An 11,247-nucleotide genomic window follows, 5' to 3' on the forward strand; every position below is an offset into this window, starting at 1 on the left:
GGCAGAGCTGAAACAGCGCTCAAGCCCGGCGCGGCACACCCAACGCCAGCATAAAGCACAGCACCGCGCAGACCACAATCGAGGGGCCGGCCGGGGTATCCAGATGCCACGACATGGTCAGCCCACCGACCACCGCCACGCAGCCCAACACACTGGCGCCCAGGGCCATCTGCTCCGGCGTGCGGGCGTGGCGCTGCGCCGCCGCCGGCGGAATGATCAGCAGTGAGGTAATCAGCAGCACACCGACAATTTTCATCGCCACGGCAATCACGATGGCGATCAGCAGCATCAGCGCCAGTCGAATCGCCGTGACCGGCAAACCCTCTACCCGCGCCAGCTCCTCATGCACAGTGATGGACAACAGCCGCCGCCACAGTACGCACATCAGCACCAGCACGATCAGCAGACCGCCCAGAATCCAGTACAGATCGTCGCGGGTCATCGCCAGCAGATCACCGAACAGATAGGCCATCAGGTCTACCCGCACGTTTTCGGTCAGCGCCAGTACCACTAACCCCAGCGACAGCGTACCGTGCGCTAGAATCCCCAGCAGGGTATCGCTGGCCAGCCATTCCTTGTGCTGCAGCGCCACCAGCAGCACGGCAATCAGCACGCAGCCCACGGTTACCGCCAGCGTCAAGTTCACGTCCAGTAGCATACCCAGGGCGACGCCCAGCAACGCCGAGTGTGAGAGCGTGTCGCCAAAATAGGCCATGCGCCGCCACACCACAAAAGAGCCCAGTGGCCCGGCGACCAGCGCCAGCGCCAGACCGGCCAGCAACGCGTAAAGCAGAAAATCAGGCATGGTTGCAGTCGGGTCCGTGGCTGTGTTCATGGGGCACGACTTCGCCGTGCATATCGTGGGCATGGTCGTGGTGGTGGCTGTACACCGCCAGGGCGCTGGCCTGCTCGCCAAACATGGCAACAAAGGCCGGGTCCAGGCTGACCTGCTCCGGGTGGCCGGAACAACACACGTGGCGGTTCAGGCAGACCACGGTATTGGTGGTCGCCATCACCAGATGCAGATCGTGCGAGACCATCAGCACGCCGCAGCCGTAGCGGTCACGCAACCGGGTGATGAGCTGATACAGCTCTATCTGGCCGTTCACGTCCACCCCTTGCACCGGCTCATCCAACACCAGCAGATCAGGTTCGCGCAGCAGCGCGCGGGCCAGCAGAATGCGCTGCAACTCACCGCCCGAGACCTGCTGCAGGGGGCGGTCCAGCAGGTGCTCCGCGCCCACCTCAACCAGCGCGGCGTGCGCGGCGGCCTTCTTCGCACCCGGTGCCAGCAACAGAAACCGCTGCACGGTCAGCGGCAGGGAGGCATCAATCTGCAGCTTCTGCGGCATATAGCCAATGCGCAGTCTGGGCTGCCGGTTGACCTGGCCGGCGGATGCTTTCAACAGCCCCAGCACAATACGCACCAGGCTGGTCTTGCCCGCGCCGTTGGGGCCAATCAGGGTGACGATTTCACCGCGGTTGACCTGCAGGCTGACGTGCTCCAGCACATCGGTGCCATGCAGACGCAGGCTCACGTCCTGCAACGACAACAGGGGTTTGCTCACGCAGCCTCCCGGCACTGTGCACAGAGACCGCTGATTTCCACAGTCTCGCTTTTCACGGCAAAGCCGTGCGATTCAGCCGCGCCGGCGATGGCTGCCGTGATGGCGCTGGCATCCAGTTCAATGGCGATATGACAGTTGAGGCAGATCAGAAACTGGCCCTCGTGCTGATGCTCCGGGCTGGCACAGCCAATGAAGGCATTCAGCGAAGCGATGCGATGCACCAGCCCCTGCTCCTGCAGAAAATCCAGTGCGCGGTACACCGTCGGCGGGGCTGCGCGGCGGCCATCATCACGCGACAGGGTTTCCAGAATATCGTAGGCGCCGAGCGGCTTGTGGCTCTGCCATACCAGTTCCAGAACCCGCTTGCGCAGGGTGGTAAAACGGGCACCCTCACGTGCGCAGACCTGCTCGGCGGCATCCAGGGCGTGACTCACACAGCGGCTGTGATCGTGTGGCTGCTGCGCTTCTTGCGGGGAGAGAAACTCGGTCATGGCGTCATCCTGTCGGGCAGCGCTGCAAAACCTGAGCTGTGCAGCGGCAATTGAGCTGTTATCATATTACACTTTACGATTCAGAGGTACGCCCCACCATGTCGTCATTTCGCCTGTTTGCTGTCTTGTGCGGGCTGCTGCTCAGTTCTGCTGCCCACGCCGACCAGGTGCGCGTGCTCGCCTCCATCAAGCCGGTACAACAGATTGCCGCCGCCGTCCTGGACGGCATAGATCAACCCGCCGCGCTACTACCTGCGGGCGCCTCACCGCACTCCTTCGCGCTGCGCCCCTCGGATCGGCGCGCGCTGGCCAGCGCCGAGCGAGTCTACTGGGTTGGCCCATCGCTGGAGCTGTTTCTTGAGGGCACGCTGCACTCACTACCAGGCAGCCGCGAGCTGGTAGAGATACCCGGCCTGCAGCTGCGCCACTTTGATGAGGGGGCAGACGAACACGAGCACGACCATCATGCCCACGCCGACCATGAGGCTCATGAAGGTCATGAAGGTCATGAGCATGGCCCCGGCAGCCTGGACCCGCACATCTGGCTATCGCCCGAGAACGCCGTGATCATCGCCCGCTGGATGAAAGACGATCTGGCACCGCTGTACCCGCAACAGCAAAGCCAGCTGAATGCCAACGTCGCCGCCTTCGAACAGCGCATGCAGGCGCTGGACCACCAACTGCTGGCGCGCTTTGCGCCGCTCAAGCACAAGCCCTACTTTGTATTTCACGATGGCTACGGGTATCTGGAAGGCTATCTTGGCCTGCAGCACAGCGGCGTCTTCAGCCTGGCCCATGAGATTCAACCCGGCGCCCGCCACGTTAATGAACTACGTCAGACCCTGAACGCCGCCGCACCCGCCTGCGTATTCAGCGAGCCGCAATTTACCCCACGGCTGGTGAATAGCCTGACCGAAGGCTTGCCCGTCAAAAGCGCTCAGCTCGACCCGCTGGGTAGCGCGATTGCGGTAGGCCCGCAGGGTTACGAGCAGCAGCTAAAAGCGCTGACCGAGACCTGGGCGAGCTGCCTGGAGGGGATCTGACCCGGCGCCAACAGCATCAGTCAATCTGCCGATTCCAGGCAGCGCGCCGGCGAAAGCGCCAGAACGCCCAGGCGCAAATAGCCAGCTCCACCAGAAACACCCAGTGCATGATGAAATTCAGCCACCAGGGCTGATAGCGCGCCGTGACCTTGACCAGTGCATAGCGCTGGTCCACCAGCGGGGCAAACCACCAGATATCCCCGGCCAGGGTATCCAGCAGCACGTGCAACATTCCCCCAAGGCTGAATACCAGCAGCAGCCAGGCTACCGCTGAGCGCCGCGCCAGCCAACGCCAGCCCAGGCTCAGGGCAATAAGCCCCAACCACAGTGACGGCCAATGCGTCATATAGCGGTGATGGTGCGTTTGCCCATGATCCACAAACAGGAAATAAAGCATATCGAAATCCGGCGCCACCGCACCCAACATCCCCGCCGCAATCACCCATACTGCCGATACCGGCAACGTGCGCACCCGCTCAATCAGGTAGCTGGAGAGTATGTAGCCCGAGGGCAGGTGAGCAATCAGCATGGGGGGCAGCGCCTGTTTCATATTGAAATTGGCCCCTCAAGAGGCCGAATGCCCATCAGACCACGTCGCCGCATTCGGGTTCTAGCCGGCCTCGGAAAGCAGAGCAAGGCGCACGCATCAAAGGCATACATAACCGCCCCCAAGCTATACGCGTCAGTGAGCAGCGGCCAGCAAATTGATCCAGTGGTTAACTGGCATTGGCAAATACCCCTGACTGTATTGATAGTAACCACCCAGTAAGCACCAAAATACATAGGCCTTGAAACACCACTGCGTACTTTGCCACTTGGTGTGTATAGGCACGCCTTGCATTGAGCAGGAACATTAGCGGCAAGACAACAAACGTGACTAAGGAACCCATAGTAGGCATACCGACTGAAGGCGTAAGCGGTGACAGTAAACCGACCCCAAATATAAAGAAGGCAAGAACATTTCCAATGACGGCTAGTGCTTTACTCATTTTTGATAGTTAACGCCCTTAGCACGCGCGGCTTTGTAGTGGAGGCGCAGCCGGAACGAAAAAGCCGTCGCTGTGCCTGCGATTGTTAGCGATTTTACACCCACTGATTCTCATAGATTGTTCTTCGTAGAGCCCTAGCCGCGAACAAGGCCATTTCTTCTAGCTCTCTCTCGGCCTCCTCCGGCGTGTCGATAAGCCCCTGATCATCCCAAGGGTCATTCACATGAACCCACTTATTCCGATATTTTCGAAGTATGTGCAGGTCAGAGCGAAGATCGTCTGCTATGGGCGCATCATTGATAAGTTCAAAAAGTGTGCTCCGCTCTTTCTTGACGTACTCCGAACGCAGATAAGTTTCGATCCCGGAAACAGCTGTCAGTATCGATGCCAGCTTTGCACCATGCACAAAGGCAGAATCAGATTCGCGGACAATGAAAGAGCACCATTCCGAGAGAATGCCCCCGCCTTTCAAAAGCCCCTCATCAAGGGACAAAATGTGGTTCCAACGCTCGGCTTCATTCATATGGCTAACGCCTCAAACACCGGCTTGGTGAAGGTGGCGGCTTTTTTTGGAAAAAGATGACAGCTTTACCAAGTCCGCGTGCTTTGACTTGTTAAGTTTCAATCTGCCCAACGTGTACTATATGAATGTTCTTGGCAATACTTATACATTCCCTCGTACCCGTGAATCCCTCTTCTTGTGAGTTCTTGGTGTATTTCTCGTTGAATAATCACACCATTATTTATATCTAAGGCCAACATAGGGTTTGTAACCACGCTTTCAATATGTGCAAACTCGACTTCTGCTCGATTATTGAAAGGAATACCTGTAAATTCACAAGACGTAATATTGTACTCAGCAATACGTTGTGTTTTTAGCAGTGGTCGATTATTTCTAATATCTTCCAGAAAGAGATCTTTTAAATCTCTAACTTGAGATAGATTCAATATTCTTTCGTATGATTGCATTGCAATCATTAAATATTGCCTTGTCCTACCTGCAGTCAAGCTTATTCTAGTATCGATCAACCCCCTCAGGGTTGGCCCAGAGATATGCTCAACGCCATCGATCTCAACAATTTCTGAAGCACTAATAATTCCAGGGATGCCTTGGTAAATCAAAGGCCTTTCAGCACCTGAATTACCAGTGCGCAATATTGTAGAAAGACCGCTAACTTTCAGATATGGAATTCCATTTACGCAGATTTTAGTATTTACGAAAAATGCATTCACGATTGCAGTTATATGACCTGCATTCAATACTTCAGAAGCGGCATTTAACACTAAATCCAGTTCATTTTGTTCAGTAAGTTCACTTAATGGGTGATATACAACCGCTGGTAGGTTCTGTGTCATGCTTTACCTACCATTCTGTTGTATATTTTGTTGATGTAGCTTGTTATTTCATCATAATCAAGAGAGGTATCTCCTTGGTTCTTATCAGGATGAAATTCTTTAGCTAGTTTTGCTTTCCACTCCTTAGCAGCAACCTTATCAATGTAGTGCTTTTTCGTAATGCCAAGCTCTTTGTCAAAAACTCCCTTTTCATGTTTTTTAAGAAGAAATGCAAGCTTACGCTTTTCAGAAATGAAGTATTTATCCTTTGAATAAAACTCAACACTTTTTCTATATGAATCAATCACCTTAAGGAGATCTTCCTTTCGGTCAATGGTTAGTAATCCTTCAAGCCCTAACTCTTTAGGTACTAGTATTCTTAATTCTTGAAAGCTTTCTTCCAGCTTATCGCTATCCATCAATAGCCACGAAAATTTTTCCATCTTCTTTTCTCTTTGTGAGTTGCGTAACCTTACCCATGAAAACTTAACAGCTTACTAGACCGACGGCTTTATGATTGCATATCAGTGACTTCTGCATATCAACGCTCCTCGCCGCCGGCAGGTTATTGAAAATAGCTTTAAATTCAGTGGCTTGGTCATAAGCACCCAATCACCAGTTGTATTCTCGTGACTTCCGCATTTTGTGCGGTCAATAACACTGTATGAGATGCAATGTTTCATACTTTGCTGCAGCTCGACGCTGCCACGCGGGCACAAGAACGCGCCTGGGTGGGCAAGCAAGCAGGTGCTGGAAAGCATGGGATTGGGGGCGGGCATTCTGCCTGGGGGCGAGATGCTTCTGGGTGCTGTAACACTGCGCGCCATCCTTGGGCTCCTGTAATCGGCTCATTGCCGTTCATCGAAAGTAGCGCCATATCGGTGCGCGGTAAAGCGAATGCTGCTCCGAACCTTACCTCTGCGCCGTCGATTTTCCCGGATGCGTATCGGCGCTCTATGCCGCGTTACACCGCACGCGCGGCCCCTTTTGTAGTGCCTTTCACGTTATCACTACAATTTTGCATACAAAATCTGCCATTTTTTGTACACAATATGCGACCTGCTCCACCTGACTAGCTGCTCACTTTGGTTATTGCGCTGTTTGCGCATAGCCCTGTGAGCGCAGGGGCGGAACAAAAAGTGCAAGCGCAACCGGTATGGCTGTAGCACCTGGCCATGCATGGCAAACACAACAAGACGCAAGGAAGGGCCCATGGCTAACGACGACTTTCAGATCCGCGACATTGATCCGTCGCTGTACAACGAGGACCTGGCGCCACTGCCGCCGGGCAAACGCACCTGGGGCTGGTTCGAGATTTTCAACGTCTGGTCCAACGATATTCAAAGCCTGTTCGGCTATACCCTGGCAGCGACCCTGTTCATCTCGTACGGCCTGAGCGGTTGGGCGGTGCTGGGCGGCATCGTGCTGGCGGGCTTTATCGTCATGGGGCTGGTGCAGCTCACCGGTAAGCCCAGTGTGAAGTACGGCATTCCCTTCCCGGTGATGGCGCGCTCCAGCATGGGCATACGCGGGGCGAACTTTCCGGCGGTGGTGCGCGGCATAGTGGCGATCTTCTGGTATGGCGTGCAGACCTACTTTGCCTCCACCGCAGTTGCGCTGCTGCTGAATGCGGTGCTGGAGTCTCCAGCCGACGCGGCCACCTTTCTGGGCATGACCGCCGTCGGCTGGGTGTCTTATTGCCTGGTCTGCGCCTTTCAGGTGCTGCTGTTTGTGCGCGGCATGGAGTGGATTACCCGCTTTCTGAATTGGGCTGGTCCACTGGTGTATGTGGTGATGATCGCGCTGATGTTGATCATCTGGTACCAGGCCGGCCCCAGCCTGCTGAATGAACTGGGCACCATCTTTGCCGGCAGCGGCGAGTATGCGGCGGGCCCGGTGGCCGCCTTCTTTGCGGTGGTGGGCACCATGGTCGCCTACTTCGCGGCGGTGGTGATCAACTATGGCGACTTCGCGCGGTTCGTGAAAAACGAGAAGCAGATGACCAAGGGCAACTTCCTTGGCTTGCCGGTCAGCCTGGCGATCTTTTCGCTGATTGCCCTGGTGATCACCGCGGGCACCGTGGTGGTGTTTGGTGAGACGCTGACCAATCCGACCGATATTGTTGCCCGCGTGGATAGCCTGGCGCTGACCATCATCGCGGCGCTGACCTTCTTTGCCGCGACCGTGGGCATCAACCTGGTGGCCAACTTTATTCCGCCCGCCTACGACATTGCCAACCTGGCGCCCTCGCGCATCAGCGCACGCACCGGCGGCTTTATCACCGCGGCCATCGCCTTCTTTATTGGTGCGCTCTGGGTTTCGTTTATCAGTCAGGTGGGCATCGCCGCTTTTGTCGACACCCTGGGCGCGATTCTGGCGCCGCTCTACGGCATCATAGTCGCGGACTACTACCTGGTGCGTAAGCAGCAACTGAACCTGCAGGATCTGTTCAGCGCCAAAGCGGGCTCTACCTACTACTTTGACGGCGGCTGGAACCGCAAGGCGATGATTTCCTTTGCGGTGGCCTCGGTGTTTTCCGTGGCCTCGGTATGGGTACCGGCGGTGAGCCAGCTGCATGGCTATGCCTGGTTGCTCGGCGCGCTGCTGGGTGCGGTGCTGCATTACCTGCTGATGCGCAATGCCGCCGCCCTGCACGCAGCCCAGGGTGTTGAAAGCCAGGGCTAGTCATCGCCTGGCGCCGGTTCATTGGGGCCGGCGCTGGAGCGGATGACTAAAGGCGTTGGAAGGCCTCGCCGATGGATTGGCCAGCCTTGCGCAGCCACACCTTGGTGCGTTGCCGCTCCATCATGCTCAGCTGCGCACCATCGCTGCTCTTCAGGTTGATGGCCGACCAGAAGCTGAGCGCCAGCTTGTCGATACGATGCAGGGTGGCTGTGTGCAGTTCGGGGATGTCGACTACCGCAACCAGCTGCGGCACCTCGGCGCGGCTCAGTACCGCGTCTATGTCGCTGAAGTCGTTACCTCGGCCGTGGTTTTTGACCACGACAAAGGGCATGACCGCGCCGTATTTCTGCTGAAAGGCCTGCAGTAGCATGACCGAATCGCGGCCGCCGTCCACCACGTACCAGAACACCGTCTTCAGTCCCAATTCCTCGCACATCTCCAGCACGCCGCTATCTTCCAGCCAACGATCCAGAAAGCGCTGGCTCTGCGAGGGCAGGTCGACCAGCAGTTGCTTGTCTTCTTCATCGGTGGCTATTTCAACGATCTGATCAATGCTTTCAAAATCGTCCAGCACAATGGGCTGGGTGAACTCGGGGTAATAATGGGTGAGGGTGGCGTGCGACTGGTCGGCATCAAAACCGGCATACAGCAGGCCGTTATCCAGAAAATACTGTGACAGCAGGCGTGACAAGACGGACTTGCCGACACCGCCCTTCTCGCCACCAACGAAGTGAATGGTACTCATGAACGCATCCTGTGCAGGGCTGGGAAAGTAATTCCAATGCGAAATATAGGCCAGCAATACGACCGCGTTGTGACGTTTGTCGCGCAGCCCGCCCCAGCCTAACCCAATCCGCAGCTAACCGCGCAGCGCGGCCCAGGTCTGCTGCCCCACGATGCCATCGACCACCAGCCCGGCGGCGCGCTGAAAGTTCATCACCGCCAGTTCGGTGGCCGGACCAAAGTCGCGATCAATCGCCAGCGGCACGCCCTTGGCGGCGAGCAGTTCCTGCAACTCGCCTACCGCGTCGCCAAAGGAGCCGCGCCGCAGCGCCGCGGTGCTGCCGCCCTGACGCTGCGAAATGCCGATGGCCTCGATGGCGGCAATCGCGGTTTTGGCCTTTTGCAGGTAGTTGCGCCGGTCTTCCAGCCCGTTCAGGCCACCATTGACCAGCCGCGTAGCGCGAATCAGGTCATCGCGATCCGCCGCCGGGTTGATCTCGCGCATCTGCCAGTATTCGCAAGCGATGCGCAGAGAGGTCAGCGGGTCGGCGGCCAGTTCTGGGTCGTCCTCCAGCGGCAGGTTCAGCCGCGCAGACATACTGCGGTAGTTGGACCGGCCGGTCAGTTGAATCAGTCCACGGCCCTTGTAACGCCGGCCGTCGCCGCGCTGGGTGTTGCCCAGGTCGCGGCGGCCTTCATAGGCAGCGCCGGTGGCGAACTCTTCGGTGGTGCGGAAGCCCGCGCATTCGTGGGTGACCTGCCCCATGAAATGCGCGATGCGCAGGCGCGTATTGATCTGATAGTGCGCCAGGGTGGGCGCAAAGGCGGCGGAAATCTCACCGACAATGCGCATTTGCGCCTGGGCCAGATTGCCGGAAAAACGCGGTGCTACGCTAAGAATGAAATTGCCGTCAACAGGAATCATACGCTCGGGCTCCCCTGTGGCCAGTGCAGGTGAATGATCCGAAGATCACCAAACGGCACTGCTTAACGTCGCCGCGAGTTGGGGCTTGCCGGGCAAAGGCTGCCCACGGGGTCAGCCGTAGGCGAGGGTAGTGATGCGAGCGCGGCAAGCGCATAGGCAAGCTTAGCTGCGAGGGCGCTGAACGCCAGCGCCGCAAGTCGGACAATCAGAGAGCCAGTGGCAAGCCGAGGGGGACGTTGCGGTGCTGCTGCAGCAGCTGCATGAAGTGGGCAGGGTCTTTTACCAGCACGCCGCGCTGGCCGCTGTGCTGCTGCGCGGCCAGTTGACGCGACAGCCAGAAGCGCAGTGCGGCGACGCGCAGCATGTCGGGCCAGCACTCGTGCTCGGCAGCAGTAAAGCTGCGCTGGCTGGCGTACCCGGCGAGCAGCGCCTGGGTGCGGCGCGGGTCGAGGCTGGCATCGGCGCGCAGGCACCAGTCGTTGACCGCGATGGCCACATCGTAGAGCGTCCAACCGCTGGCGGCGTTATAGAAGTCGATCACGCCGCTGAGATGATGACCATCGAACATGACGTTGTCGCGGAACAGGTCGGCATGCAGCACGGCGCGCGGCAAGCCGGGATCGTCGCGCTGCCAGGCCGCCAGAGTGCAGAGCAGGCTGTCGAGCAGCTCGGCTTGCGGGCCACTGCTGGCGTCCAGTTGCTGACGTGTTTCACTCAGCATCCATTCCAGCCCGCGCTCACTGGGCCGCGCCAGTGGCGTTTGCACCGTCGCGCTGTGCAACCGGGCCAGCCAACGGCCAACGGCCTCGCAATGCGCCGGGTCGGGCTGTTCGACATGCCGCCCCGGCAACCGCGGCTGCAGCAGCGCAGGCTTGCCATTGAGTTGCTGCAGGCAGCGGCCCTGGCGATCGGCAATTGCGTAGGGCACGGATAAACCCGCCTGATGCAAGCACTCGAGTAGTTCGACAAAGAACGGCAGCGCTTCGTTATCGCCGCGCTCGACCAGCGTCAGCACGTATTCGCCGCTGCTGCAGCTCACGAAAAAGTTGCTGTTCTCACTGCCGCCGGCAATGCCGGAGAAGGCCACCAGGCGCCCCAGCTCATAGCCCTCCAAGAAGGTCTCGAGCTGCGCCTGGCTAACCTCGGTAAAGACCGACATGGCTCAACTCACCACTCGAAGATTTTCCAGGAGGGGATGCGCATGCCATCGGGCTGGTCGGAGCGCATGTAGTTGCCCTCGTCATCCACCGCTACCAGGTAGTAGGGCGCGCCATTTTTCGGGATCACCTTGATGGCATAAAGAAAGCCGTTCACGCGGTATTCTTCCACCGTGCGATCACCTTCTTCGCGGATGGTAACGTCGGGTTCGCCGGTGATTGCGTCCTGCGCCATAACCGAGAAACTACTTGCCAGCAGAAGCACGGCCAGGCCACGGCCAAATAGTCGAATCATGGTAGTCTTGTCCTGTTGTTGAGTAACGCCCTCATT

The 11,247-nt window shown here is 57.9% G+C and carries 13 protein-coding genes; 2 read left to right on the forward strand and 11 right to left on the reverse strand.

Annotation, left to right across the window (positions count from 1 at the left end):
* Positions 1-19: 19 nt before the first annotated feature.
* From znuB to BLU26_RS11040, 3 genes are read right to left on the reverse strand one after another with little or no spacing between them, the layout of a single operon-like run.
* A complete protein-coding gene (gene znuB, locus BLU26_RS11030) occupies positions 20-805 on the reverse strand; it encodes a zinc ABC transporter permease subunit ZnuB (RefSeq protein ID WP_092286617.1) in 786 nt (261 codons plus the stop codon).
* Entirely contained in the window at positions 798-1,568 is a 771-nt protein-coding gene (gene znuC / locus BLU26_RS11035) for a zinc ABC transporter ATP-binding protein ZnuC (protein ID WP_092286619.1), read from the reverse strand. The genes znuB and znuC overlap by 8 nt, the downstream gene beginning before the upstream one ends.
* Entirely contained in the window at positions 1,565-2,059 is a 495-nt protein-coding gene (locus BLU26_RS11040; protein WP_092286621.1) for a Fur family transcriptional regulator, read from the reverse strand. Before BLU26_RS11040 ends, znuC begins: the two co-directional genes overlap by 4 nt.
* 98 nt (positions 2,060-2,157) lie before the next feature.
* On the opposite strand from BLU26_RS11040, the gene znuA reads away from it, so the two are divergent.
* Entirely contained in the window at positions 2,158-3,102 is a 945-nt protein-coding gene (znuA, locus tag BLU26_RS11045; protein ID WP_092286623.1) for a zinc ABC transporter substrate-binding protein ZnuA, read from the forward strand.
* Positions 3,103-3,118: 16 nt separating this feature from the next.
* Here the strand turns inward: znuA and BLU26_RS11050 are convergent, their stop codons facing one another.
* The 4 genes from BLU26_RS11050 to BLU26_RS18690 form a co-directional block, all read right to left on the reverse strand.
* A complete protein-coding gene (locus BLU26_RS11050) occupies positions 3,119-3,631 on the reverse strand; it encodes a metal-dependent hydrolase (protein ID WP_092288458.1) in 513 nt (170 codons plus the stop codon).
* Positions 3,632-4,185: 554 nt separating this feature from the next.
* On the reverse strand, positions 4,186-4,614 hold the full coding sequence (locus tag BLU26_RS11055; protein WP_092286625.1) for a hypothetical protein: 429 nt from the start codon (positions 4,612-4,614) through the stop codon (positions 4,186-4,188).
* A gap of 98 nt (positions 4,615-4,712) precedes the next feature.
* Positions 4,713-5,447, reverse strand: a complete 735-nt coding sequence (locus BLU26_RS11060) for a hypothetical protein (RefSeq protein WP_092286627.1) — start codon at positions 5,445-5,447, stop codon at positions 4,713-4,715.
* Positions 5,444-5,869: a hypothetical protein gene (locus BLU26_RS18690; RefSeq protein ID WP_197674482.1), complete on the reverse strand. Its 426-nt coding sequence runs from the start codon at positions 5,867-5,869 to the stop codon at positions 5,444-5,446. The genes BLU26_RS11060 and BLU26_RS18690 overlap by 4 nt, the downstream gene beginning before the upstream one ends.
* A 769-nt stretch (positions 5,870-6,638) precedes the next feature.
* Between BLU26_RS18690 and BLU26_RS11070 the strand changes: the two genes are divergently transcribed.
* Complete coding sequence (locus BLU26_RS11070; protein ID WP_092286629.1) at positions 6,639-8,111, forward strand: NCS1 family nucleobase:cation symporter-1; 1,473 nt, start codon at positions 6,639-6,641, stop codon at positions 8,109-8,111.
* A gap of 46 nt (positions 8,112-8,157) precedes the next feature.
* Here the strand turns inward: BLU26_RS11070 and BLU26_RS11075 are convergent, their stop codons facing one another.
* The 4 genes from BLU26_RS11075 to BLU26_RS11090 all read right to left on the reverse strand — a co-directional run bounded on the left by BLU26_RS11075 (position 8,158) and on the right by BLU26_RS11090 (position 11,211).
* Positions 8,158-8,856, reverse strand: a complete 699-nt coding sequence (locus BLU26_RS11075) for a P-loop NTPase family protein (RefSeq protein ID WP_092286631.1) — start codon at positions 8,854-8,856, stop codon at positions 8,158-8,160.
* A gap of 114 nt (positions 8,857-8,970) precedes the next feature.
* Positions 8,971-9,759 carry a peptidoglycan-binding protein gene (locus BLU26_RS11080; protein ID WP_092286633.1) on the reverse strand — a complete coding sequence of 263 codons (789 nt, stop codon included), beginning with the start codon at positions 9,757-9,759 and terminating at the stop codon, positions 8,971-8,973.
* Between the two features lie 205 nt (positions 9,760-9,964).
* On the reverse strand, positions 9,965-10,918 hold the full coding sequence (locus BLU26_RS11085; protein WP_092286635.1) for a homoserine kinase: 954 nt from the start codon (positions 10,916-10,918) through the stop codon (positions 9,965-9,967).
* Positions 10,919-10,926: 8 nt separating this feature from the next.
* Positions 10,927-11,211 carry a DUF2782 domain-containing protein gene (locus tag BLU26_RS11090; protein WP_092286637.1) on the reverse strand — a complete coding sequence of 95 codons (285 nt, stop codon included), beginning with the start codon at positions 11,209-11,211 and terminating at the stop codon, positions 10,927-10,929.
* Between the last annotated feature and the right edge of the window lie 36 nt (positions 11,212-11,247).

It is taken from the genome of Halopseudomonas sabulinigri, from assembly GCF_900105255.1.
Classification (GTDB): domain Bacteria; phylum Pseudomonadota; class Gammaproteobacteria; order Pseudomonadales; family Pseudomonadaceae; genus Halopseudomonas; species Halopseudomonas sabulinigri.

Bases quoted from the DNA above. Each gene is read 5' to 3' on its own strand.
- BLU26_RS11070 (WP_092286629.1), top strand. From the start codon at position 6,639: ATGGCTAACGACGACTTTCAGATCCGCGACATTGATCCGTCGCTGTAC.
- BLU26_RS11060 (WP_092286627.1), bottom strand. From the start codon at position 5,447: ATGACACAGAACCTACCAGCGGTTGTATATCACCCATTAAGTGAACTT.
- BLU26_RS11050 (WP_092288458.1), bottom strand. From the start codon at position 3,631: ATGCTGATTGCTCACCTGCCCTCGGGCTACATACTCTCCAGCTACCTG.
- BLU26_RS11090 (WP_092286637.1), bottom strand. From the start codon at position 11,211: ATGATTCGACTATTTGGCCGTGGCCTGGCCGTGCTTCTGCTGGCAAGT.
- BLU26_RS18690 (WP_197674482.1), bottom strand. From the start codon at position 5,869: ATGGAAAAATTTTCGTGGCTATTGATGGATAGCGATAAGCTGGAAGAA.
- znuB (WP_092286617.1), bottom strand. From the start codon at position 805: ATGCCTGATTTTCTGCTTTACGCGTTGCTGGCCGGTCTGGCGCTGGCG.
- BLU26_RS11040 (WP_092286621.1), bottom strand. From the start codon at position 2,059: ATGACCGAGTTTCTCTCCCCGCAAGAAGCGCAGCAGCCACACGATCAC.
- BLU26_RS11085 (WP_092286635.1), bottom strand. From the start codon at position 10,918: ATGTCGGTCTTTACCGAGGTTAGCCAGGCGCAGCTCGAGACCTTCTTG.
- BLU26_RS11055 (WP_092286625.1), bottom strand. From the start codon at position 4,614: ATGAATGAAGCCGAGCGTTGGAACCACATTTTGTCCCTTGATGAGGGG.
- BLU26_RS11080 (WP_092286633.1), bottom strand. From the start codon at position 9,759: ATGATTCCTGTTGACGGCAATTTCATTCTTAGCGTAGCACCGCGTTTT.
- znuA (WP_092286623.1), top strand. From the start codon at position 2,158: ATGTCGTCATTTCGCCTGTTTGCTGTCTTGTGCGGGCTGCTGCTCAGT.
- BLU26_RS11075 (WP_092286631.1), bottom strand. From the start codon at position 8,856: ATGAGTACCATTCACTTCGTTGGTGGCGAGAAGGGCGGTGTCGGCAAG.